Below are 23490 nucleotides of genomic sequence, written 5' to 3'. Positions count from 1 at the left end.
TCGGCAGATTGCCAGCTACCTATGTATAATGCCGCCGCTGACCACAGGGTCACGACGGTTGAAGTGCTCTACGACGAGACTTTCCGCCTGGCAGGCCGACCTGTTATCGCAGTCCGGCCACTTGACGCCCTACTGATGCACCCAACATCACAGCAACGAAACCTCGATATTCGGCTCATGGATGACTTTGAACGAACGCGCTTACCCGGCGCCCTCGAGTTTCTGCGCACGCTTTAGCAAAGAAGAGAGAGTTAATCCGAATATGCCCACCCGCTCGAAGATCATCTATACCTTCACCGACGAAGCTCCTGCCCTCGCCACCTATTCACTGTTGCCTATCGTAGAGGCGTTCACCGCCTCGGCTGATATCGCCGTTGAAACCCGCGATATCTCTCTTGCAGGGCGCATCCTGGCCAGCTTCCCCGAGCAACTGGGTGACAAAGCCGTAGCCGACCACCTCGCCGAACTGGGCGCCCTGGCCGTTACGCCTGAAGCCAACATCATCAAATTGCCGAACATCAGCGCTTCGGTTCCGCAACTGCAAGCCGCGATCAAAGAGCTGCAAGCTCAAGGCTTCGCACTGCCGGACTACCCTGAGACTGTCACCAGCGACGCCGACAAAGAAGCCAAGGCGCGCTACGACAAGATCAAGGGCAGCGCCGTAAACCCGGTCCTGCGTGAAGGCAACTCCGACCGCCGCGCGCCGTTGTCGGTCAAGAACTACGCACGCAAGCACCCGCACAAAATGGGCGCCTGGGCCAAGGACTCCAAGTCCCACATCGCGCACATGAGCACCGGCGATTTCTACGGCAGCGAAAAAGCCGCCCTGATCGACGCCGCTGACGCCGTGAAAATCGAACTGATCGCTCAAGACGGCACCGCTACCGTCCTGAAAGAAAAGACCAGCGTACAAGCCGGTGAGATCCTCGATTGCGCGGTACTGAGCAAAAACGCCCTGCGCAGCTTCATCGCGGCCGAAATCGAAGACGCCAAGGCACAAGGCGTGCTGCTGTCGGTTCACCTGAAAGCCACCATGATGAAGGTCTCCGACCCGATCATGTTCGGCCAGATCGTTGCCGAGTTCTATAAAGACGCACTGGCCAAGCACGCTGACGTGCTGGCACAGATCGGCTTCAACCTGAACAACGGCATCGGCGACCTGTACGCTCGCATCAAGGCTTTGCCTGCCGAGCAGCAAGCGCAGATCGAAGCTGACATCCAGGCGGTCTACGCCGTTCGCCCTTCCCTGGCGATGGTCAACTCCGACAAAGGCATCACCAACCTGCACGTGCCGAGCGACGTGATCGTCGACGCCTCGATGCCGGCAATGATCCGCGACTCCGGCAAGATGTGGGGCACCGACGGCCAGCTGCACGACACCAAGGCCGTGATCCCGGATCGCTGCTACGCCACCATCTACCAGGCTGTGATTGAAGATTGCAAAGCCAACGGTGCGTTCGATCCGACCACCATGGGCAGCGTGCCGAACGTTGGCCTGATGGCGAAGAAAGCCGAAGAGTACGGCTCCCACGACAAGACTTTCCAGATCAAGGCTGACGGCGTTGTTCGCGTCACCGACAGCAAGGGCAACCTGCTGATGGAACAGGCTGTCGAGGCCGGCGACATCTTCCGCATGTGCCAGGCCAAAGACGCGCCGATCCAGGACTGGGTCAAACTGGCCGTCAACCGTGCTCGCGCAAGCGCTACTCCAGCGATTTTCTGGCTGGACCCGATGCGCGCCCACGACGGCGTAGTGATCGAGAAAGTTCAGGCTTACCTGAAAGATCACGACACTGCCGGCCTGGACATCCAGATCATGGCGCCGGTCGACGCGATGAAGTACACCCTGCAGCGCACCCGCGATGGCAAGGACACCATTTCGGTGACCGGCAACGTACTGCGCGACTACCTGACCGACCTGTTCCCGATCATGGAGCTGGGCACCAGCGCCAAGATGCTGTCGATCGTACCGCTGATGAACGGCGGTGGCCTGTTCGAAACCGGCGCCGGCGGTTCGGCTCCGAAGCACGTTCAGCAGTTGCTGGAAGAAAACTTCCTGCGCTGGGATTCGCTGGGTGAATTCCTGGCCCTGGCCGCGTCCCTGGAACACCTGGGCGTGACCTACAACAATCCAAAGGCGCTGGTTCTGGCCAAGACCCTGGACCAGGCCACCGGCCAGTTCCTGGACAACAACAAGTCGCCATCGCGCAAAGTCGGCAACATCGACAACCGCGGCAGCCACTTCTACCTGGCGCTGTACTGGGCTCAAGCCCTGGCTGCCCAGACCGAAGACGCTGCACTGCAAGCGCAGTTCGCGACCCTGGCCAAGACCCTGACCGAGAACGAGGCGACCATCGTTGCCGAACTCAACGCCGTTCAGGGCAAGCCGGTGGACATCGGCGGTTACTACCATGCCGACGCCGAGCTGATCAGCAAGGCCATGCGCCCAAGCGCAACCTTCAACGCGGCAGTTGCTGCGCTGGTTTAAGGTTGTAAGGGAACATCACAAACCCCGGCCCTGTGCCGGGGTTTGTGTTTTCAGAATTCACACAAATCCATTGTAGGAGTGAGCCTGCTCGCGATAGCGTCATGTCAGCCAATATTGATGTCACTGACATACCGCCATCGCGAGCAGGCTCACTCCTACATTGGACTGCGTTTCAACTTTGGAATTTGAGGACATCTCATGGACTGGAAACCCCACATCACCGTCGCCACCATCGTCGAAGACAACGGCCGTTTCCTGATGGTCGAAGAGCACAAGGCCGGCCGCAACGTGCTCAACCAGCCCGCCGGTCATCTGGACCCGAATGAAACCCTGACCGAAGCCGCCGTGCGCGAAACCCTCGAGGAAACCGGCTGGGACGTCGAACCGACCGGCGTTCTGGGCATTTACCTCTACACCGCCCCGAGCAACGGCGTGACCTACCAGCGGGTCTGCTTCATCGCCAAACCACTGAAACACCACCCGGATTATCAACTGGATGACGGCATCGTCGGCGCCAAGTGGTTGACCCGCGAGGAATTAATCGAGCAGCGCGACAACTGGCGCAGCGAGCTGATCATCCGCTGCATCGACGACTATCTGGCAGGCATTCACTTCGGCCTCGAATTGATCCGTCCTTCTCTTTAGCCATGCAGGCTCCAGCCTGATAGAATCGCGTCCTTTTTCAAGACACTCATTGAATCCCTATGCGTGATCCAGCCCCTTCTGACACACAAAAGAAGCGCGTCATTGTCGGCATGTCCGGCGGCGTGGACTCTTCCGTTTCCGCCCTCCTGCTGATCGAGCAGGGTTATGAGGTGGAAGGCCTGTTCATGAAGAACTGGGAAGAAGACGATGGAACGGAATACTGCACCGCCATGGATGACCTGGCGGACGCCCAGGCCGTGTGCGACAAGATTGGCATCAAGCTGCACACCGCCAACTTCGCCGCCGAGTACTGGGACAACGTGTTCGAGCATTTCCTGGCCGAATACAAGGCCGGACGTACGCCGAACCCGGACATCCTGTGCAACCGCGAAATCAAGTTCAAGGCGTTCCTCGACTACGCCATGGTGCTCGGCGCCGACCTGATCGCAACCGGCCACTACGTGCGTCGCCGCGACATCGATGGCCGCACCGAACTGCTCAAGGGCCTGGACCCGAACAAGGACCAGAGCTACTTCCTGCACGCTGTCGGCGGCGAACAGATCGCCAAGACCCTGTTCCCGGTCGGCGAGCTGGAAAAACCGCAAGTGCGCGCCATTGCCGAGAAATACGAACTGGCGACCGCGAAGAAAAAGGACTCCACCGGAATCTGCTTTATCGGCGAGCGCCGCTTCAGCGACTTCCTCAAGCAGTACCTGCCGGCGCAACCGGGCGAGATCAAGACCACCGAAGGTGAAATCATCGGCCGCCACCACGGCCTGATGTACCACACCATCGGTCAGCGCCAGGGCCTGGGCATTGGCGGCCTGAAAGACGCCAGCGATGAGCCGTGGTACGTGCTGATCAAGGACCTGGAACACAACGAGCTGATCGTTGGCCAGGGCAATGATCACCCGTGGCTGTTCTCCCGCGCCCTGATCGCCTCGGACATCTACTGGGTCAACCCGGTCGATCTGAGCCAGCCACGCAAGCTGACCGCCAAGGTTCGTTATCGCCAGAGCGACCAACCGTGCACCCTGGAAAAAACCGCCACCGGTTATCGCGCGACCTTCGATGACCCGCAACGCGCGGTCACTCCAGGCCAGTCAGTGGTGTTCTACGACGGTGAAATCTGCCTCGGCGGCGGCGTGATTGAAGTAGCCGAGCCGTGGACGAGCAAGGGCCAGGCCCTATGAACCCGATTCAGGAGCAATTGACAGCACTGGGCGGCGTGTTTCTCGCCGCGGTGCTGGTGGACAGGATCGCCAAGACCGGCCAGACCAACGAAGCCGGCCTGACCTGCATGCTCGGCAGCCTGCTGATCCGCGACCCCAAGGACACCCTGGAAGTCTATGGCGGCGACGACATCAACCTGCGTGAAGGCTACCGTGCGCTGATCGGCGCCCTCGAACGCGACCCAAGTGCCCTGCAGCGCGAGCCGTTGCGTTATGCCCTGGCCATGCTCGGCCTTGAGCGACAGCTGGCCAAGCGCAACGACATGCTCGACGTGATTGGCAAACGCCTGCCGCAGATTCAGTCCCAGGTCGAACACTTCGGCCCGGCCCACGAAAACGTGATCGCCGCCTGCGGCGCGCTGTATCAGGACACCCTGAGCACCCTGCGCCAACGCATCCAGGTACACGGTGACATGCGCAACCTGCAACAACCGAGCAACGCTTCGAAAATCCGCGCCCTGCTGCTGGCCGGCATTCGTTCGGCGCGCCTTTGGCGGCAATTGGGCGGTCATCGCTGGCAGCTGGTGATCAGCCGCCGCAAATTGCTCAAAGAGCTTTACCCCTTGATGCGTAACGAATAACCCGCATCAACAGAACAGAACTCAGCAATACGCGTAATACGCCGGTCAGTTGGCGACGGACCGGCGGATTTTTTCATGTATGATACGCGCCCCATTTCGTTGCCCGACTGTCCGAGAACACCCCATGCAGCTTTCTTCGCTCACTGCGGTTTCCCCTGTTGACGGCCGCTACGCCGGCAAAACCCAGGCCCTGCGCCCAATTTTCAGCGAGTACGGCCTGATCCGTGCCCGCGTTCTGGTTGAAGTGCGCTGGCTCCAGCGCCTGGCCGCTCACCCTGCCATCAGTGAAGTGCCGGCGTTCTCCGCCGAAGCCAACGCTGTGCTCAACACCCTGGCGGAAAACTTTTCTCTGGAGCACGCCGAGCGCGTCAAAGAGATCGAGCGCACCACCAACCACGACGTCAAGGCCATCGAATACCTGCTCAAAGAGCAAGCGGCCAAGCTGCCGGAACTGGCCAAGGTCAGCGAGTTCATCCACTTTGCCTGCACCAGCGAGGACATCAACAACCTGTCCCACGCCCTGATGCTGCGCGAAGGCCGTGATGACGTGATGCTGCCGCTGATGCGCCAGACCGCCAACGCCATCCGCGAACTGGCGATCCGTTTCGCCGACGTGCCGATGCTGTCGCGCACCCACGGTCAACCGGCCTCGCCGACCACCCTGGGCAAAGAACTGGCGAACGTGGTTTACCGTCTTGAGCGCCAGATCACCCAAGTCGCTGCCGTTCCGCTGCTGGGCAAGATCAACGGCGCCGTCGGCAACTACAACGCTCACCTGTCGGCCTACCCTGAGATCGACTGGGAAGCCAACGCCCGCGCCTTCATCGAAGACGAACTGGGCCTGGGCTTCAACCCTTACACCACGCAGATTGAACCGCACGACTACATCGCCGAGCTGTTCGACGCGATCGCCCGCTTCAACACCATCCTGATCGACTTCGACCGCGACATCTGGGGCTATATCTCCCTGGGTTATTTCAAACAGCGCACCATCGCTGGCGAAATCGGTTCGTCGACCATGCCGCACAAGGTCAACCCAATCGACTTCGAAAACTCCGAAGGCAACCTGGGTATCGCCAACGCACTGTTCCAGCACCTGGCGAGCAAACTGCCAATCTCCCGCTGGCAGCGCGACCTGACCGACTCCACCGTACTGCGCAACCTCGGTGTCGGCTTCGCCCACAGCGTGATCGCGTACGAAGCCAGCCTCAAGGGCATCAGCAAGCTTGAGCTCAACGAGCAGAAGATTGCCGCTGACCTGGACGCGTGCTGGGAAGTATTGGCCGAGCCGATCCAGACAGTGATGCGTCGCTACAACATCGAAAACCCGTACGAAAAGCTGAAAGAACTGACCCGCGGCAAGGGCATCAGCCCGCAAGCGCTGCAGACTTTCATCGACGGCCTGGACATGCCAGCCGCCGCCAAGGCCGAGCTGAAATTGCTCACCCCGGCCAACTACATCGGCAACGCTGTAGAACAAGCCAAGCGCATCTGATCGACCGCTAGACCCTTTTAAGACGCCCGGCCGCGCCGGGCGTTTTTATTCCCGTCTGAAAAGTGCATTTTTTCAATAGGTTACACATGAATCCTGATATTCCTCTTCAACTTCTGGGCGGCATCACGGCACGGGAATTCCTGCGCGACTACTGGCAGAAAAAGCCGCTGTTGATCCGTCAGGCGATTCCTGATTTCGAAAGCCCGATCGACGCCGACGAACTGGCCGGCCTGGCGCTGGAAGAAGAAGTCGAATCGCGACTGATCATCGAGAATGGCGAGCGTCCGTGGGAACTGCGTCGCGGCCCGTTCGCCGAAGATGAATTCAGCAAGCTGCCTGAAACTGACTGGACCCTGCTGGTTCAAGCCGTGGATCAGTTCGTCCCGGAAGTCAGCGAACTGCTGGAAAATTTCCGCTTTCTGCCGAGCTGGCGCATCGACGACGTGATGATCAGCTACGCCGCGCCGGGTGGCAGCGTTGGTCCGCACTTCGACAACTACGACGTGTTCCTGCTGCAAGGCCACGGCAAGCGCAACTGGAAGATCGGCCAGATGTGCAACACCGAGAGCCCGATGCTGGCCCACGCCGACCTGCGCATCCTCTCCGAATTCGAAGCCACCGATGAATGGGTGCTGGAACCGGGCGACATGCTCTACCTGCCACCGCGCCTGGCCCATTGCGGCGTTGCCGTTGATGAATGCATGACCTACTCGGTCGGCTTCCGCGCACCGAGCGCTGCTGAAGTGCTGACCCACTTCACTGACTTCCTCAGCCAGTTCCTGTCGGACGAAGAACGCTACACCGACGCCGACGCCTTGCCGACTGCCGATCCTCACCAGATCCAGCGCGACGCACTCGACCGCCTCAAAGGCCTGCTGGCCGAACACATGAGCGACGAGCGCCTGCTGCTGACCTGGTTCGGCCAGTTCATGACCGAGCCACGCTACCCGGAACTGGTGGTGGGCCCGGAAGAGGTTGAAGAAGAGGACTTCATGTCCGCCCTGGAGCAAGGCGCGATCCTGGTTCGCAACCCGAGCGCACGCCTGGCGTGGTCTGAAGTCGATGACGACCTGCTGCTGTTCGCCAGCGGCCAGAGCCGTTACCTGCCAGGCAAGCTGCGCGAACTGCTGAAGATGATCTGCGCCGCCGACTCGCTGCACACCGACAACCTTGGCGACTGGCTGAGCGACGAAGACGGTCGCGGCCTGCTGTGCGAACTGGTCAAGCAAGGAAGCCTGGGGTTTGCCGATGAATAAGATTCACGTACGTGTCGCAGACTGGCAGAAGGACAACGCCGAGATCCGGCGCATTCGTGAGACGGTGTTCGTCGCCGAGCAATCCGTTCCGCCAGAACTGGAATGGGACGCCGATGACATTGATGCAGTGCATTTCCTCGCTTACGAAGGCGACTTTCCGATCGGCACCGCCCGCCTGCTGCCCGATGGGCACGTCGGCCGGGTGTCGGTACTCAAGGACTGGCGCGGCCTGAAAGTCGGCGATGCACTGATGCAAGCGGTCATCGGTGAAGCCGAAGAGCGCGGACTCAAGCAGCAGATGCTCAGCGCCCAGGTACAAGCCACGGCGTTCTATGAGCGCCTGGGCTTTCACATGGTCAGTGAGGAGTTCCTGGAAGCCGGGATTCCGCATGTGGACATGGTTCGCCATTCCGCTTGAGACCCTGTGGCGAGGGGGCTTGCCCCCGTTGGGTCGCGAAGCGGCCCTAAATTATTGGGGCTGCTGCGCAGCCCAGCGGGAGCAAGCCCCCTCGCCACAAAAGCTGCATGTAAACACCACAAAACGCCCCGCTATCTTCGGATGCCGGGGCGTTTTGCTGCCTACGATTCAACTAGCGCCACTCCAGGCCGACAAACTGGCACTATCATCAATTCAAGTTGGCGGAGATAACGGATATGTCCCTACGCACCCTGCTCAGCACCCTGCTGGTGGCCTGCAGTTTTTCGGTCATGGCAGCCACCGAAATCGTGCCCCTGAACTACCGCACCAGCGCCGACCTGCTGCCGGTGGCGCAAGATTTCATCGGCAAGGACGGACAGGTCAGCACCTACGGCAATCAACTCATCGTCAACGCCGATCAGCGCAAGATCGACGAACTTAAAGCCCTTCTTTCGCAACTCGACACCGCACCCAAGCGCCTGCTGATCACCGTCGATACCAGCGACAACAACTTCCAGGGTGACCAGAGTTATTCGGTGAACGGCGCCAAGCCAAGCCAGACCCGCATCATCAACTACAGCACCGATAGCCGCGACGGCGGTATTCAGCAAGTGCAGGCCAGCGAAGGCGCACCGGCACTGATCCAGGTCGGCCAGAGCGTGCCGATTACCAGCAGCCAGACTGATACCTACGGCGGTTACAGCAGCGAGACCCAATACCGCAACGTCACCCAGGGTTTCTATGTCACGGCAAACGTCACCGGCGACATCGTTCACCTGTCGATCAGCACCAACCGTGACCGCATGAGCCAGGAACGTCCCGATGTAGTGAACGTACAAAGCACCGACACAACCGTCACCGGCCACCTCGGTGAGTGGATCCTGCTGGCCGGGGTCAACGGCCAGACCCAGGCCGACAAACAGGGCCAGACCCGCAGCTACTCGACCCAGAGCCGCAACGACATGACATTGCGGGTGAAAGTCGACACCTTGGACTAAAGCACCAAAAACTGACTGACGAGTCGTATTAGACCAAAGATGTAGTGCCTTAAAAAAAGCACTACAAAACGTTTGACGAGCCAAAAAAGCAAAGGCATGATGGCCTCGCTCCCGCTAATCAGAGGCCCTGGCAAGGGCCTTCGAGGCGATGTTCGCACCTACCCCCGCGAACCGCTTCGTGTCTGTACCGCCCACAAGGTGTGTTTGACGAGGTTGTCGACTGGAACGAAGTTGTCCCGAGGGACGGAAGCGTAATAGGTAACCCGGCACCACACTGATGTTCGCACCAAGGCCCACGACGCCCGAATGCGCCCGCAGTTCGCCTTTACCTGCTCACTTCCCCTCGAGCCGATCGTTCATCCCGTCGCCCTCCCCGCCAAATCCGACTTGACCGCTTAAGCTTCTGGTCAGCGAGCGCAGGAATTTTCCACCGCAGAACAACTTTTCATAAAGACGCGACGAGGTTTATCTCCCATGGCACTGACACGCGAACAGCAAATTGCAGCCCTCGAAAAAGACTGGGCTGAAAACCCGCGCTGGAAAGGCGTGACACGCACTTACTCCGCTGCTGACGTCGTCCGTCTGCGTGGCTCGGTTCAACCTGAGCACACCTTTGCAAAAATGGGCGCCGAGAAGCTGTGGAACCTGGTTACCCAGGGTGCCAAGCCAGCCTTCCGTCCTGAGAAAGATTTCGTCAACTGCATGGGCGCCCTGACCGGCGGCCAGGCTGTACAACAAGTCAAGGCCGGCATCCAGGCGATCTACCTGTCGGGCTGGCAAGTGGCTGCGGACAACAACTCCGCCGAATCGATGTACCCGGACCAGTCGCTGTACCCGGTGGACTCGGTTCCAACCGTGGTCAAGCGCATCAACAACTCGTTCCGTCGTGCCGACCAGATCCAGTGGAAAGCCGGCAAGAACCCGGGCGACGCTGGCTACATCGACTACTTCGCGCCGATCGTGGCTGACGCTGAAGCCGGTTTCGGCGGCGTACTGAACGCTTACGAGCTGATGAAGAGCATGATCGAAGCAGGCGCCGCCGGCGTTCACTTCGAAGACCAGCTGGCTTCCGTGAAGAAATGCGGCCACATGGGCGGCAAGGTACTGGTTCCTACCCAGGAAGCCGTACAGAAGCTGACCGCTGCTCGCCTGGCTGCTGACGTTGCCGGTACTCCGACCATCATCCTGGCCCGTACCGACGCTAACGCCGCTGACCTGCTGACGTCCGACTGCGACCCGTACGACCAGCCATTCGTGACTGGCGAACGTACCCAGGAAGGCTTCTACAAAGTGCGCGCCGGTCTGGACCAGGCCATCGCTCGCGGCCTGGCCTACGCTCCTTACGCCGACCTGATCTGGTGCGAAACCGCCAAGCCGGACCTGGACGAGGCTCGTCGCTTCGCTGAAGCGATCAAGAAGGAATACCCGGACCAACTGCTGTCGTACAACTGCTCGCCTTCCTTCAACTGGAAGAAAAACCTGGACGACGCGACCATCGCCAAGTTCCAGCGCGAACTGTCCGCCATGGGCTACAAGCACCAGTTCATCACCCTGGCCGGCATTCACAACATGTGGCACAGCATGTTCAACCTGGCGCACGACTACGCCCGCAACGACATGACTGCCTACGTGAAGCTGCAAGAGCAGGAATTCGCTGACGCCGCCAAGGGTTACACCTTCGTGGCCCACCAGCAGGAAGTGGGCACCGGCTACTTCGACGACATGACCACCGTGATCCAGGGTGGCTCGTCCTCGGTAACCGCGCTGACCGGTTCGACTGAAGAAGAACAGTTCCACTGATCTGCTTCACCTGAGACATCAGCCGCTGCGGGCCGAATAGAAAGCTAACCGCAGCGCTGCACATCTGACGCCCCGACTGGTTCGGGGCGTTTTTTTGCCTGGGATTCAACAAACACTGCAAAACCCCTTGTAGGAGCGAGCCTGCTCGCGATGAGGCCGACACATCCAGCAGAGATGTCACCTGACAGACCGCTATCGCGAGCAGGCTCGCTCCTACAGGGGATGGTGGTGATCCGGAAAAACATTGATCCAGAGCGCCATCTCTGTCAGAAAAATCCGCCAAAACACGCCCCGCCGCTACTTGCTGTAACGCCCATATAAGACAACTTCCCGAGTATCCGAAGGACAAGCAGTTTAAAAAACACGCCAAACAATATTGATTATCATTTAGTAACAACTATGTTCGTTACATTCCCTACAAAACATAATTGACGAAATGCCGGCTAATGCCCAAGGCGCAAGGCCTGCGGGGTTTTTGAAGCGCGCTATGTCCTTATTCCTATAATAAATTTCGCTATAGGAATTTTACTTGCCGGGTGTTTAGCCATAAAATCAGCGGGATTGATTGCTGCGACATATCGTCACTGCTTTTGTTTCTTTTCAAGCTCAGAGACCCTTGCTCTCTGTTAAGGATTACCAGCATGCCCGAAGCGACAGGACTCATGGCCCACAACTGGGGCTTTGCCATTTTCCTTCTAGGCGTCGTCGGCCTCTGTGCCTTCATGCTGGGCGTCTCCAGCCTCCTTGGGTCAAAAGCCTGGGGCCGCAGCAAAAACGAACCGTTCGAGTCCGGCATGCTACCTACAGGTGGCGCCCGCTTGCGGCTCTCAGCCAAATTCTATCTGGTCGCGATGCTCTTCGTGATCTTCGATATCGAAGCCCTCTTTCTCTTTGCATGGTCTGTGTCCGTCCGCGAAAGCGGCTGGACCGGATTCGTCGAAGCTCTCGTTTTCATAGCAATTCTGTTGGCAGGCCTTGTCTACCTATTCCGAGTGGGCGCCCTTGACTGGGCTCCGGAAGCTCGGCGCAAGCGGCAAGCGAAGCTGAAACAATGAGGCTTTGGCAATGCAATACAATCTCACCAGGATCGACCCCGATGCTCCTAACGAGCAGTATCCGATTGGCCAGCGGGAAACCGTTTCCGATCCGTTAGAAGATCAAGTCCACAAAAACATTTTCATGGGCAAGCTAGAAGACGTGCTTAACGGCACGATCAACTGGGGGCGCAAGAACTCCCTGTGGCCGTATAACTTCGGTCTTTCGTGCTGCTACGTGGAAATGACCACCGCCTTCACGGCGCCCCACGACATCGCGCGCTTTGGCGCCGAGGTTATCCGGGCATCGCCGCGGCAGGCGGATTTCATGGTTATCGCCGGTACCTGCTTCATCAAGATGGCGCCGATCATTCAGCGTCTCTACGAGCAAATGCTCGAGCCTAAATGGGTCATCTCCATGGGTTCGTGCGCCAACTCCGGTGGCATGTACGACATCTACTCCGTCGTTCAAGGGGTGGACAAGTTCCTGCCCGTGGACGTCTACGTGCCTGGCTGCCCGCCCCGTCCTGAAGCTTTCCTGCAAGGCTTGATGCTGTTGCAGGAGTCGATTGGACAGGAGCGTCGCCCGCTTTCCTGGGTCGTCGGCGATCAAGGCGTCTATCGCGCCGAGATGCCTTCCGAGAAGGAAAAGCGCCGCGAACAGCGAATCGCAGTCACCAACCTGCGCAGCCCCGACGAAGTCTGATCCAGATCTGCTTCTTAAAAAGAACGAGAACCTGGCTTCATTCTTTACGTTGACCGAAAGCGATAAAATAACCATGACTACAGGCAGTGCTCTGTACATCCCGCCTTACAAGGCAGACGACCAGGATGTGGTCGTCGAACTGAACAACCGTTTTGGCCCGGAGGCGTTCACCGCCCAGCCAACCCGCACCGGCATGCCGGTGCTTTGGGTTGCCCGTGCCAAACTCGTCGAAGTCCTGACTTTCCTGCGTAACCTGCCCAAGCCGTACGTCATGCTCTATGACCTGCACGGCGTGGACGAGCGTCTGCGTACCAAGCGTCAAGGGCTGCCGAACGGCGTCGACTTCTCCGTGTTCTATCACTTGATGTCGATCGAACGTAATAGTGACGTAATGATCAAGGTCGCCTTGTCCGAGAGCGACCTCAGCCTGCCGACCGTCACCAGCATCTGGCCGAACGCCAACTGGTACGAGCGTGAAGTCTGGGACATGTTCGGCATCGACTTCAAAGGCCACCCTCACCTGTCGCGCATCATGATGCCGCCGACCTGGGAAGGTCACCCGCTGCGCAAGGACTTCCCGGCCCGCGCCACCGAGTTCGACCCGTTCACCCTGAACCTGGCCAAGCAGCAGCTCGAGGAAGAGTCCGCGCGCTTCAAGCCGGAAGACTGGGGCATGAAGCGTTCCGGCCCGAACGAGGACTACATGTTCCTCAACCTCGGCCCGAACCACCCGTCCGCGCACGGTGCGTTCCGCATCATCCTGCAGCTGGACGGTGAAGAAATCGTCGACTGCGTACCGGACGTCGGTTACCACCACCGTGGTGCCGAGAAGATGGCCGAGCGTCAGTCCTGGCACAGCTTCATCCCGTACACCGACCGTATCGACTACCTCGGCGGCGTGATGAACAACCTGCCGTACGTGCTCTCGGTCGAGAAGCTGGCCGGCATCAAGGTGCCGGAGAAGGTCGACGTCATCCGCATCATGATGGCCGAGTTCTTCCGGATCACCAGCCACCTGCTGTTCCTGGGTACCTACATCCAGGACGTCGGCGCCATGACCCCGGTGTTCTTCACCTTCACCGACCGCCAGCGCGCCTACACGGTGATCGAAGCCATTACCGGTTTCCGTCTGCACCCGGCCTGGTACCGCATCGGTGGAGTCGCCCACGACCTGCCGCGGGGCTGGGAAAAACTGGTTAAAGACTTCGTCGAGTGGATGCCAAAGCGTCTGGACGAATACCAGAAAGCCGCACTGGACAACAGCATCCTGCGTGGCCGGACCATCGGCGTCGCCGACTACAACACCAAAGAGGCCCTGGAATGGGGCGTCACCGGTGCCGGCCTGCGTTCGACCGGTTGCGATTTCGACCTGCGTAAAGCGCGTCCGTACTCGGGCTACGAGAACTTCGAATTCGAAGTGCCGCTGGCCGCCAATGGCGATGCCTACGACCGCTGCATCGTGCGTGTCGAGGAGATGCGCCAGAGCATCAGGATCATCGACCAGTGCCTGCGCAACATGCCGGAAGGCCCGTACAAGGCGGATCACCCGCTGACCACGCCGCCTCCGAAAGAGCGCACGCTGCAGCACATCGAAACCTTGATCACGCACTTCCTGCAGGTTTCGTGGGGCCCGGTCATGCCAGCCAACGAATCCTTCCAGATGATCGAAGCGACCAAGGGCATCAACAGTTATTACCTGACGAGCGATGGCGGCACCATGAGCTACCGCACCCGGATTCGCACCCCAAGCTTCCCGCACCTGCAGCAGATCCCTTCGGTGATCAAAGGCAGCATGGTCGCGGACTTGATTGCGTACCTGGGTAGTATCGATTTCGTTATGGCCGACGTGGACCGCTAAGCATGAACAGCACGCTTATCCAGACAGACCGTTTCACCTTGAGTGAAACCGAGCGCTCGGCCATCGAGCACGAGTTGCATCACTACGAAGACCCGCGCGCGGCGTCGATCGAAGCCCTGAAGATCGTCCAGAAGGAACGTGGCTGGGTGCCGGACGGCGCTCTGTACGCCATCGGCGAGATCCTCGGCATCCCGGCCAGCGACGTTGAAGGCGTGGCGACTTTCTATAGCCAGATCTTCCGTCAGCCGGTCGGTCGTCACATCATTCGCGTCTGCGACAGCATGGTCTGCTACATCGGCGGCCACGAGTCCGTGGTCAGCGAAATCCAGAGCAAGCTGGGCATCGGCCTGGGTCAGACCACCGCCGACGGTCGTTTCACCCTGCTGCCGGTCTGCTGCCTCGGCAACTGCGACAAGGCGCCGGCGTTGATGATCGACGACGACACTTTCGGTGATGTGCAGCCAGCAGGCGTTGCCAATTTGCTCGAGGGCTACGTATGACCCTGACTTCTTTCGGTCCGGCCAACCTCATCAAGCGTTCGGCCGAGACTCACCCGCTGACCTGGCGCCTGCGTGACGACGGCGAAGCCGTATGGCTCGACGAGTACCAGGCCAAGAACGGTTACGCCGCTGCGCGCAAGGCCTTCGCCGACATGGCTCAGGACGACATCGTCCAGACCGTGAAAGACTCCGGCCTCAAGGGTCGCGGCGGTGCTGGCTTCCCCACTGGTGTTAAGTGGGGCCTGATGCCAAAGGACGAATCCATCAACATCCGCTACCTGCTGTGCAACGCGGATGAAATGGAGCCCAACACCTGGAAAGACCGCATGCTGATGGAGCAACTGCCCCATCTGCTGATCGAAGGCATGCTGATCAGTGCCCGCGCGCTGAAAACCTACCGTGGCTACATCTTCCTGCGTGGCGAGTACACCACCGCCGCCAAGCACTTGAACCGTGCCGTGGAAGAAGCCAAGGCAGCCGGCCTGCTGGGCAAGAACATCCTGGGCTCGGGTTTTGATTTCGAGCTGTTCGTCCACACCGGCGCCGGGCGTTACATCTGCGGTGAAGAAACCGCGCTGATCAACTCCCTCGAAGGCCGCCGCGCCAACCCGCGCTCCAAGCCGCCCTTCCCTGCCGCCGTTGGCGTATGGGGCAAGCCGACTTGCGTGAACAACGTCGAGACCCTGTGCAACGTGCCGGCGATCATTGCTGACGGCGTGGACTGGTACAAATCGTTGGCCCGCGAAGGCAGCGAAGACATGGGCACCAAGCTCATGGGCTTCTCCGGCAAGGTCAAGAACCCTGGCCTGTGGGAACTGCCGTTCGGCGTTACCGGTCGCGAGCTGTTCGAAGACTACGCCGGCGGCATGCGCGACGGTTACAAGCTCAAGTGCTGGCAGCCTGGCGGCGCCGGTACCGGCTTCCTGTTGCCGGAACACCTGGACGCACAAATGTACGCCGGCGGCATCGCCAAAGTGGGCACCCGCATGGGTACCGGCCTGGCCATGGCGGTGGACGACAGCGTCAACATGGTGTCCCTGCTGCGCAACATGGAGCAGTTCTTCGCTCGCGAGTCCTGTGGCTTCTGCACCCCGTGCCGCGATGGCTTGCCATGGAGCGTCAAGCTCCTGATGGCCATCGAGAACGGCGAAGGCCAGACAGGCGACATCGAGACCCTGCTGGGTCTGGTCGGCTTCCTCGGCCCTGGCAAGACCTTCTGTGCTCACGCACCGGGCGCCGTGGAGCCGTTGGGCAGCGCAATCAAATACTTCCGTCCAGAGTTCGAAGCCGGTATCGCGCCTGTCAGCGCCGCCGTCCCGCCTCTGGCAAGGCCGATCGTAGTCGGCGCGTAAACGCTTAAAAAAGGCGAAGGGTCCGTGCCCTTCGCTTTTCGTGTGATGACGCCGTAAGCGGCTGTGTTGATTCACGCGGATAACAAGATTCCATTAGCCACGCCCGCTGACACCGGGCCAACGAAGAACTTTGAACCATGGCCACTATCCACGTAGACGGCAAAGAGCTCGAAGTCGATGGGGCAGACAACCTGTTACAGGCATGTCTGTCGCTAGGCCTCGATATCCCTTATTTCTGCTGGCACCCTGCCCTTGGCAGCGTTGGCGCTTGCCGCCAGTGCGCGGTCAAGCAGTACACCGACGAGAACGACACCCGTGGTCGTATCGTCATGTCCTGCATGACCCCTGCCACCGACGGCACCTGGATCTCCATCGAAGATGAAGAATCCAAGGCCTTCCGCGCCAGTGTTGTTGAATGGTTGATGACCAACCACCCTCACGACTGCCCGGTCTGTGAAGAAGGCGGTCACTGCCACCTGCAAGACATGACGGTAATGACCGGCCACAACGAGCGCCGTTACCGCTTCACCAAGCGTACCCACCAGAACCAGCAACTGGGCCCGTTCATTTCCCACGAGATGAACCGCTGCATCGCTTGCTACCGCTGCGTGCGCTTCTATAAAGACTACGCTGGCGGCACCGACCTGGGTGTGTTCGGCGCCCACGACAACGTGTACTTCGGTCGCGTTGAAGACGGCACCCTGGAAAGCGAGTTCTCCGGCAACCTCACCGAGGTCTGCCCGACCGGTGTGTTCACCGACAAGACTCACTCCGAACGCTACAACCGCAAGTGGGACATGCAGTTCTCGCCGAGCATCTGCCATGGCTGCTCCAGCGGTTGCAATATCTCCCCGGGCGAGCGTTACGGCGAACTGCGTCGCATCGAAAACCGTTTCAACGGTTCGGTGAACCAGTACTTCCTGTGCGACCGTGGCCGTTTCGGCTACGGCTACGTCAACCGCGAAGACCGCCCGCGTCAGCCATTGCTGGCCAACGGCACCAAACTGAGCCTCGACGAAGCACTGGATAAAGCCGCCGACCTGCTGCGCGGCCGCAACATCGTCGGTATCGGTTCGCCACGTGCCAGCCTCGAAAGCAACTACGCGTTGCGCGAACTGGTGGGCGCCGAGCACTTCTACTCCGGTATCGAAGCTGCCGAGCTGGAGCGCATTCGCCTGGTCCTGCAAGTGCTTAAAGACAGCCCGCTGCCAGTGCCGAACATGCGTGACATCGAAGACCACGACGCCGTGTTCGTCCTCGGTGAAGACCTGACCCAGACTGCTGCGCGCATGGCCCTGTCCCTGCGTCAATCGGTCAAGGGCAAGGCCGAAGACATGGCCGACGCCATGCGCGTCCAGCCTTGGCTCGACGCCGCGGTGAAGAACATCGGTCAGCACGCGCTGAACCCGCTGTTCATCGCAAGCCTGGCTGAAACCAAGCTCGACGACATCGCCGAAGAGTGCGTTCACGCCGCTCCAGACGACCTGGCCCGCATCGGTTTCGCCGTGGCTCACGCCCTCGACGCCAGCGCACCAGCCGTTGAAGGCCTGGACGCTGAAGCCCTCGAACTGGCCAAGCGCATCGCCGATGCCCTGCTCGCCGCCAAGCGCCCACTGATCATCGCCGGTACTTCCCTGGGCTCCAAAGCCCTGATCGAAGCCGCCGCGAACATCGCCAAGGCTCTGAAGCTGCGCGAGAAGAACGGTTCCATCAGCCTGATCGTGCCAGAGGCCAACAGCCTCGGCCTGGCCATGCTCGGTGGCGAATCGGTCGACGCCGCGCTGCAAGCGGTGATCGACGGTAAGGCCGACGCCATCGTCGTGCTGGAAAACGATCTGTACACCCGTACCGACAAGGCCCGTGTCGATGCTGCCCTGACCGCCGCCAAAGTGCTGATCGTCGCCGACCATCAGAAGACTGCCACCAGCGATCGCGCGCAGCTGGTCCTGCCAGCCGCCAGCTTCGCTGAAGGCGACGGCACCCTGGTCAGCCAGGAAGGCCGCGCCCAGCGCTTCTTCCAGGTTTTCGATCCGAAGTACATGGACGCGAGCATCCTGGTTCACGAAGGCTGGCGCTGGCTGCATGCCCTGCGCGCAACCCTGTTGAACCAGCCGATTGACTGGACCCAACTGGACCACGCCACCGCCGCCGTCGCTTCCAGCACCTCGATCCTGAACCGCATCGTCGATGCCGCACCGTCCGCCGCGTTCCGCATCAAGGGCATGAAACTGGCCCGTGAACCGCTGCGTTACTCCGGTCGTACCGCCATGCGCGCCGACATCAGCGTGCACGAACCGCGTACCCCGCAGGACAAGGACACCGCGTTCGCCTTCTCGATGGAAGGTTACTCGGGCTCGGCCGAACCGCGTCAGCAAGTGCCATTCGCCTGGTCTCCGGGCTGGAACTCGCCGCAAGCCTGGAACAAGTTCCAGGACGAAGTCGGTGGTCACATCCGCGCTGGCGACCCGGGCACCCGCCTGATCGAAAGCGCCGGTGACTCGCTGAACTGGTTCGCCAGCGTTCCGCGCGCGTTCAACCCTGCTCCAGGTACCTGGCAGGTTGTGCCGTTCTTCCACCTGTTCGGCAGCGAAGAGAACTCTTCGAAAGCCGCTCCGGTTCAGGAACGCATTCCGGCTGCTTATGTTGCTCTGGCCAAGTCCGAAGCCGACCGCCTGGGTGTCAACGACGGCGCCATGCTGAGCTTGAACGTCGCTGGTCAGACCCTGCGTCTGCCGCTGCGCATCAATGAAGAGCTGGGCGCTGGTCTGGTGGCACTGCCTGCGGGCATCGCCGGCATTCCGCCAGCGATCGCAGGCTTTTCCGTTGACGGTCTGCAGGAGGCAGCTCAATGACCTTGTTCACTCCTGAAGTGATCGACATCATCATCGCGGTCCTCAAGGCCGTGGTGATTCTGCTCGCCGTAGTGGTTTGCGGCGCCCTGCTGAGCTGGGTCGAGCGTCGTCTGCTCGCCCTCTGGCAGGACCGTTACGGTCCGAACCGAGTCGGTCCGTTCGGCGCGTTCCAGATCGCGGCCGACATGATCAAGATGTTCTTCAAGGAAGACTGGACCCCGCCGTTCGCCGACAAAGTGATCTTCACTTTGGCGCCGGTCGTGGCCATGAGCGCCTTGCTGATTGCCTTTGCAATCATCCCGATCACCCCGACATGGGGTGTCGCGGACATCAACATCGGCATCCTGTTCTTCTTCGCCATGGCGGGTCTGTCGGTCTACGCGGTGCTGTTCGCCGGCTGGTCGAGCAACAACAAGTTCGCCCTGTTGGGCAGCTTGCGGGCCTCGGCACAAACCGTGTCGTACGAAGTGTTCATGGGCCTGTCGCTGATGGGCATCGTGATCCAGGTCGGCTCGTTCAACATGCGCGACATCGTTGAATATCAAGCGCAGAACCTGTGGTTCGTCATTCCGCAGATCTTCGGTTTCCTGACCTTCTTCATCGCTGGCGTCGCCGTGACTCACCGTCACCCGTTCGACCAGCCGGAAGCGGAGCAGGAACTGGCCGACGGTTACCACATTGAATACGCCGGCATGAAATGGGGCATGTTCTTCGTCGGCGAGTACATCGGCATCGTGTTGATTTCGGCGCTGCTGGTGACCTTGTTCTTCGGTGGCTGGCACGGTCCGTTTGGCATCCTGCCGCAGATCCCGTTCATCTGGTTCGCGTTGAAAACCGCGTTCTTCATCATGTTCTTCATCCTGCTGCGCGCCTCGATTCCGCGCCCACGGTATGACCAAGTGATGGATTTCAGCTGGAAGTTCTGCCTGCCGCTGACCCTCGTCAACATGCTGGTGACCGCTGCGATCGTGTTGCTCAACACGCCCGCCGTCGCGGCTCAGTGAGGATAGAGAATCATGAAGTACATTTTTGACATCGTGCATGGCTTCTACACCCAGCTTCGTAGCCTGGTGATGATCTTCAGCCACGCCTTCCGCAAGCGTGACACGCTGCAGTACCCGGAAGAACCGGTCTACCTGCCGCCGCGCTACCGTGGACGTATCGTCCTGACCCGCGACCCCGACGGCGAAGAGCGTTGTGTAGCGTGCAACCTGTGCGCCGTGGCGTGCCCGGTCGGTTGCATCTCGCTGCAGAAAGCTGAAACCGAAGACGGTCGCTGGTACCCGGACTTCTTCCGCATCAACTTCTCGCGCTGCATTTTCTGCGGCCTCTGCGAGGAAGCCTGCCCGACCACCGCGATCCAGCTGACGCCGGATTTCGAAATGGCCGAGTTCAAACGTCAGGACCTGGTTTACGAGAAAGAAGATCTGCTGATCTCCGGCCCCGGCAAAAACCCTGATTACAACTTCTATCGTGTTGCAGGTATGGCGATTGCCGGGAAGCCCAAAGGCTCCGCGCAGAATGAAGCCCAGCCGATCAACGTGAAGAGCTTGCTGCCTTAAGGAAGAAAGATGGAATTCGCTTTCTATTTCGCATCGGGTATCGCTGTGGTGTCCACGCTTCGCGTGATCACCAATACCAACCCTGTGCACGCCCTGCTCTACCTGATCATTTCGCTGATCGCCGTGGCCATGACGTTCTTCGCCCTCGGCGCACCGTTTGCCGGTGTTCTGGAAGTGATCGCCTACGCTGGCGCCATCATGGTGCTGTTCGTGTTCGTGGTGATGATGCTGAACCTGGGGCCCGCCTCGGCTCAGCAAGAGCGCGCCTGGCTCAAACCCGGCATTTGGGGCGGCCCGGTCCTCCTCGCCGCGCTGCTGCTGGTGGAACTGCTGTACGTGCTGTTCTCCCACCAGACCGGTGAAGCCATCGGCCACACCACCGTAGACGCCAAGGCCGTGGGCATCAGCCTGTTCGGTCCTTACCTGCTGGTGGTCGAACTCGCCTCGATGCTGCTGCTCGCTGCAGCCGTCACGGCGTTCCACTTGGGCCGCAACGAAGCCAAGGAGCAATGACGATGCCTGCTATCCCCATGGAGCATGGTCTGGCGGTTGCCGGCATCCTGTTCTGCCTCGGTCTGGTTGGCCTGATGGTCCGCCGCAACATTCTCTTCGTGCTGATGAGCCTGGAGGTCATGATGAATGCCTCCGCCCTGGCGTTCATCGTTGCCGGTAGCCGCTGGGCGCAGCCGGATGGACAAATCATGTTCATCCTGGTGATCAGCCTGGCAGCCGCCGAGGCCAGTATTGGCCTGGCGATCCTGCTGCAACTGTATCGCCGCTTCCACACGCTCGATATCGACGCTGCCAGTGAGATGCGCGGATGAACCTTCTCTATCTGACTTTCCTGTTCCCCCTGATCGGTTTTGTGCTGCTGGCGTTCTCCCGGGGACGCCTCTCGGAAAACCTTTCGGCGCTGATCGGCGTCGGCTCCATTGGCCTGTCGGCGATTGTCGCGGCCTATGTGATCTGGCAGTTCAACGTCGCCCCGCCGGAAGGCGGTCACTACACCCTGGTGTTGTGGCAATGGATGGCGGTGGAAGGCTTCACGCCGAACTTCGCCCTGTACCTGGATGGTCTGTCCGTGACCATGCTCGGTGTGGTCGTCGGCGTCGGCTTCCTGATCCACCTGTTCGCCTCCTGGTACATGCGCGGTGAAGACGGCTACTCGCGCTTCTTCGCCTACACCAACCTGTTTATCGCCAGTATGCTGTTCCTGGTCCTGGCCGATAACCTGCTGTTCGTGTACTTCGGCTGGGAAGGCGTGGGCCTGTGCTCGTACCTGTTGATCGGTTTCTACTACAGCAATCGCAACAACGGTAACGCCGCACTCAAGGCCTTCATCGTGACCCGTATCGGTGACGTGTTCATGGCCATCGGCTTGTTCATTCTGTTTGCCCAACTGGGCACGCTGAACGTCCAGGAACTGCTGGTGCTGGCGCCGCAAAAGTTCCAGTCCGGCGACTTCTGGATGGTCCTGGCCACCCTGATGCTGCTGGGCGGCGCTGTCGGTAAATCCGCGCAACTGCCGCTGCAAACCTGGCTGGCGGATGCGATGGCCGGTCCTACCCCGGTTTCGGCACTGATCCACGCCGCAACCATGGTGACCGCTGGCGTCTACCTGATTGCCCGTACCCACGGCCTGTTCACCCTGGCGCCGGAAATCCTGCATCTAGTAGGAGTCGTCGGTGGCGTGACCCTGGTCCTGGCTGGTTTTGCAGCCCTGGTTCAGACCGACATCAAGCGTATCCTCGCCTACTCGACCATGAGCCAGATCGGCTACATGTTCCTGGCCCTGGGCGTCGGTGCCTGGGATGGCGCGATCTTCCACCTGATGACCCACGCCTTCTTCAAGGCCCTGTTGTTCCTTGCGTCCGGCTCGGTGATCGTTGCCTGCCACCACGAGCAGAACATCTTCAAGATGGGCGGCCTGTGGAAGAAACTGCCACTGGCCTACGCCAGCTTCATCGTCGGCGGCGCGGCCCTGGCGGCCCTGCCTCTGGTAACCGCAGGCTTCTACTCCAAGGACGAAATCCTCTGGGAAGCGTTCGCCAGCGGCAACAACGGTCTGCTCTACGCAGGTCTGGTCGGCGCGTTCATGACTTCGCTGTACACCTTCCGCCTGATCTTCATCGCGTTCCACGGTGAAGCGAAGACCGAAGCCCACGCCGGTCACGGCATTGCCCACTGGCTGCCACTGTCGGTGCTGATTGTATTGTCCACCGCCATCGGCGCGATGATCGTTCCACCGCTGCACGGCGTGCTGCCGGAAAGCGTCGGCCATGCCGGCGGCGAAGCCAAGCACAGCCTGGAAATCGCCTCGGGCGCCATCGCCCTGGCCGGTATCCTGCTGGCTGCGCTGCTGTTCCTCGGCAAGCGTCGCTTCGTCACCGCCGTCGCCAACAGCGGCATCGGCCGTTTCCTCTCGGCCTGGTGGTTCGCCGCCTGGGGCTTCGACTGGATCTACGACAAACTGTTCGTCAAGCCGTACCTGGCGATCAGCCACATCCTGCGCAAAGACCCGCTCGACCAGACCATCGGTCTGATCCCGCGCATGGCCAAAGGCGGTCACACCGCCCTGAGCCGTACCGAGACCGGTCAACTGCGTTGGTACGCCGCCTCGATGGCTGCTGGTGCCGTGCTGGTCATTGGCGCCGTCGTGCTGGTAGCGGTCTGATATGAACCTTGCGAATTTGCGAAAGGAAACGAACCCGTC

20 protein-coding genes are annotated in these 23490 nt (G+C 60.3%); all 20 read left to right on the top strand.

Going from position 1 to position 23490, the window contains the following annotated elements:
* The first annotated feature begins 262 nt into the window (after nucleotides 1-262).
* A complete protein-coding gene (locus VC35_RS03890; protein ID WP_046037854.1) occupies nucleotides 263-2488 on the top strand; it encodes an NADP-dependent isocitrate dehydrogenase in 2226 nt (741 codons plus the stop codon).
* Nucleotides 2489-2686: 198 nt separating this feature from the next.
* The gene (locus VC35_RS03885; protein ID WP_046037853.1) at nucleotides 2687-3133 is read left to right on the top strand and encodes an NUDIX hydrolase; all 447 of its coding nucleotides are present in this window, start codon (nucleotides 2687-2689) and stop codon (nucleotides 3131-3133) included.
* A 59-nt stretch (nucleotides 3134-3192) separates the two neighbouring features.
* Nucleotides 3193-4326 carry a tRNA 2-thiouridine(34) synthase MnmA gene (gene mnmA, locus VC35_RS03880; protein ID WP_046037851.1) on the top strand — a complete coding sequence of 378 codons (1134 nt, stop codon included), beginning with the start codon at nucleotides 3193-3195 and terminating at the stop codon, nucleotides 4324-4326.
* Nucleotides 4323-4946, top strand: coding sequence for a high frequency lysogenization protein HflD (gene hflD / locus VC35_RS03875; RefSeq protein WP_046037849.1), 624 nt, complete (start codon nucleotides 4323-4325; stop codon nucleotides 4944-4946). The genes mnmA and hflD overlap by 4 nt, the downstream gene beginning before the upstream one ends.
* A gap of 124 nt (nucleotides 4947-5070) precedes the next feature.
* The gene (purB, locus tag VC35_RS03870) at nucleotides 5071-6441 is read left to right on the top strand and encodes an adenylosuccinate lyase (RefSeq protein WP_046037847.1); all 1371 of its coding nucleotides are present in this window, start codon (nucleotides 5071-5073) and stop codon (nucleotides 6439-6441) included.
* A gap of 86 nt (nucleotides 6442-6527) precedes the next feature.
* A complete protein-coding gene (locus VC35_RS03865; RefSeq protein WP_046037846.1) occupies nucleotides 6528-7697 on the top strand; it encodes a ribosomal protein uL16 3-hydroxylase in 1170 nt (389 codons plus the stop codon).
* On the top strand, nucleotides 7690-8115 hold the full coding sequence (locus tag VC35_RS03860) for a GNAT family N-acetyltransferase (RefSeq protein ID WP_032829897.1): 426 nt from the start codon (nucleotides 7690-7692) through the stop codon (nucleotides 8113-8115). The genes VC35_RS03865 and VC35_RS03860 overlap by 8 nt, the downstream gene beginning before the upstream one ends.
* Nucleotides 8116-8351: 236 nt before the next feature.
* Nucleotides 8352-9113 carry a secretin N-terminal domain-containing protein gene (locus tag VC35_RS03855; RefSeq protein ID WP_046037845.1) on the top strand — a complete coding sequence of 254 codons (762 nt, stop codon included), beginning with the start codon at nucleotides 8352-8354 and terminating at the stop codon, nucleotides 9111-9113.
* A 474-nt stretch (nucleotides 9114-9587) separates the two neighbouring features.
* Nucleotides 9588-10913, top strand: a complete 1326-nt coding sequence (gene aceA, locus VC35_RS03850; protein ID WP_007970439.1) for an isocitrate lyase — start codon at nucleotides 9588-9590, stop codon at nucleotides 10911-10913.
* A gap of 641 nt (nucleotides 10914-11554) precedes the next feature.
* A complete protein-coding gene (locus tag VC35_RS03845) occupies nucleotides 11555-11968 on the top strand; it encodes an NADH-quinone oxidoreductase subunit A (RefSeq protein ID WP_003223812.1) in 414 nt (137 codons plus the stop codon).
* A 10-nt stretch (nucleotides 11969-11978) separates the two neighbouring features.
* Nucleotides 11979-12653, top strand: a complete 675-nt coding sequence (locus VC35_RS03840; RefSeq protein ID WP_046037844.1) for a NuoB/complex I 20 kDa subunit family protein — start codon at nucleotides 11979-11981, stop codon at nucleotides 12651-12653.
* Between the two features lie 73 nt (nucleotides 12654-12726).
* Nucleotides 12727-14511, top strand: a complete 1785-nt coding sequence (gene nuoC / locus VC35_RS03835) for an NADH-quinone oxidoreductase subunit C/D (protein ID WP_007981273.1) — start codon at nucleotides 12727-12729, stop codon at nucleotides 14509-14511.
* A gap of 2 nt (nucleotides 14512-14513) precedes the next feature.
* Nucleotides 14514-15011 carry an NADH-quinone oxidoreductase subunit NuoE gene (gene nuoE / locus VC35_RS03830; RefSeq protein WP_046037843.1) on the top strand — a complete coding sequence of 166 codons (498 nt, stop codon included), beginning with the start codon at nucleotides 14514-14516 and terminating at the stop codon, nucleotides 15009-15011.
* Complete coding sequence (gene nuoF / locus VC35_RS03825; protein ID WP_046037841.1) at nucleotides 15008-16363, top strand: NADH-quinone oxidoreductase subunit NuoF; 1356 nt, start codon at nucleotides 15008-15010, stop codon at nucleotides 16361-16363. Before nuoE ends, nuoF begins: the two co-directional genes overlap by 4 nt.
* A gap of 137 nt (nucleotides 16364-16500) precedes the next feature.
* Nucleotides 16501-19215 (top strand): NADH-quinone oxidoreductase subunit NuoG, encoded by a 2715-nt coding sequence (gene nuoG / locus VC35_RS03820; protein ID WP_046037840.1) that lies wholly within the window; start codon nucleotides 16501-16503, stop codon nucleotides 19213-19215.
* Nucleotides 19212-20219, top strand: coding sequence for an NADH-quinone oxidoreductase subunit NuoH (nuoH, locus tag VC35_RS03815; protein WP_046037838.1), 1008 nt, complete (start codon nucleotides 19212-19214; stop codon nucleotides 20217-20219). The genes nuoG and nuoH overlap by 4 nt, the downstream gene beginning before the upstream one ends.
* Before the next feature lie 12 nt (nucleotides 20220-20231).
* Nucleotides 20232-20777, top strand: a complete 546-nt coding sequence (nuoI, locus tag VC35_RS03810) for an NADH-quinone oxidoreductase subunit NuoI (RefSeq protein ID WP_185754732.1) — start codon at nucleotides 20232-20234, stop codon at nucleotides 20775-20777.
* Nucleotides 20778-20786: 9 nt separating this feature from the next.
* A complete protein-coding gene (gene nuoJ / locus VC35_RS03805) occupies nucleotides 20787-21290 on the top strand; it encodes an NADH-quinone oxidoreductase subunit J (protein ID WP_046037836.1) in 504 nt (167 codons plus the stop codon).
* Nucleotides 21291-21292: 2 nt separating this feature from the next.
* Nucleotides 21293-21601, top strand: a complete 309-nt coding sequence (nuoK, locus tag VC35_RS03800) for an NADH-quinone oxidoreductase subunit NuoK (protein ID WP_007946416.1) — start codon at nucleotides 21293-21295, stop codon at nucleotides 21599-21601.
* Nucleotides 21598-23451, top strand: a complete 1854-nt coding sequence (gene nuoL, locus VC35_RS03795) for an NADH-quinone oxidoreductase subunit L (RefSeq protein WP_046037835.1) — start codon at nucleotides 21598-21600, stop codon at nucleotides 23449-23451. Before nuoK ends, nuoL begins: the two co-directional genes overlap by 4 nt.
* Nucleotides 23452-23490 lie beyond the last annotated feature (39 nt).

Origin of the sequence: Pseudomonas fluorescens (assembly GCF_000967965.1) — a bacterium.
GTDB lineage: Bacteria > Pseudomonadota > Gammaproteobacteria > Pseudomonadales > Pseudomonadaceae > Aquipseudomonas > Aquipseudomonas grandcourensis.
The sequence above is the reverse complement of the archived record's forward strand: the minus strand, read 5'-3'. Positions and strand labels throughout refer to the sequence as shown.

Coding starts and splice junctions, on each gene's coding strand:
- VC35_RS03890 (WP_046037854.1), top strand. CDS start 263: ATGCCCACCCGCTCGAAGATCATCTATACCTTCACCGACGAAGCTCCT.
- VC35_RS03885 (WP_046037853.1), top strand. CDS start 2,687: ATGGACTGGAAACCCCACATCACCGTCGCCACCATCGTCGAAGACAAC.
- mnmA (WP_046037851.1), top strand. CDS start 3,193: ATGCGTGATCCAGCCCCTTCTGACACACAAAAGAAGCGCGTCATTGTC.
- hflD (WP_046037849.1), top strand. CDS start 4,323: ATGAACCCGATTCAGGAGCAATTGACAGCACTGGGCGGCGTGTTTCTC.
- purB (WP_046037847.1), top strand. CDS start 5,071: ATGCAGCTTTCTTCGCTCACTGCGGTTTCCCCTGTTGACGGCCGCTAC.
- VC35_RS03865 (WP_046037846.1), top strand. CDS start 6,528: ATGAATCCTGATATTCCTCTTCAACTTCTGGGCGGCATCACGGCACGG.
- VC35_RS03860 (WP_032829897.1), top strand. CDS start 7,690: ATGAATAAGATTCACGTACGTGTCGCAGACTGGCAGAAGGACAACGCC.
- VC35_RS03855 (WP_046037845.1), top strand. CDS start 8,352: ATGTCCCTACGCACCCTGCTCAGCACCCTGCTGGTGGCCTGCAGTTTT.
- aceA (WP_007970439.1), top strand. CDS start 9,588: ATGGCACTGACACGCGAACAGCAAATTGCAGCCCTCGAAAAAGACTGG.
- VC35_RS03845 (WP_003223812.1), top strand. CDS start 11,555: ATGCCCGAAGCGACAGGACTCATGGCCCACAACTGGGGCTTTGCCATT.
- VC35_RS03840 (WP_046037844.1), top strand. CDS start 11,979: ATGCAATACAATCTCACCAGGATCGACCCCGATGCTCCTAACGAGCAG.
- nuoC (WP_007981273.1), top strand. CDS start 12,727: ATGACTACAGGCAGTGCTCTGTACATCCCGCCTTACAAGGCAGACGAC.
- nuoE (WP_046037843.1), top strand. CDS start 14,514: ATGAACAGCACGCTTATCCAGACAGACCGTTTCACCTTGAGTGAAACC.
- nuoF (WP_046037841.1), top strand. CDS start 15,008: ATGACCCTGACTTCTTTCGGTCCGGCCAACCTCATCAAGCGTTCGGCC.
- nuoG (WP_046037840.1), top strand. CDS start 16,501: ATGGCCACTATCCACGTAGACGGCAAAGAGCTCGAAGTCGATGGGGCA.
- nuoH (WP_046037838.1), top strand. CDS start 19,212: ATGACCTTGTTCACTCCTGAAGTGATCGACATCATCATCGCGGTCCTC.
- nuoI (WP_185754732.1), top strand. CDS start 20,232: ATGAAGTACATTTTTGACATCGTGCATGGCTTCTACACCCAGCTTCGT.
- nuoJ (WP_046037836.1), top strand. CDS start 20,787: ATGGAATTCGCTTTCTATTTCGCATCGGGTATCGCTGTGGTGTCCACG.
- nuoK (WP_007946416.1), top strand. CDS start 21,293: ATGCCTGCTATCCCCATGGAGCATGGTCTGGCGGTTGCCGGCATCCTG.
- nuoL (WP_046037835.1), top strand. CDS start 21,598: ATGAACCTTCTCTATCTGACTTTCCTGTTCCCCCTGATCGGTTTTGTG.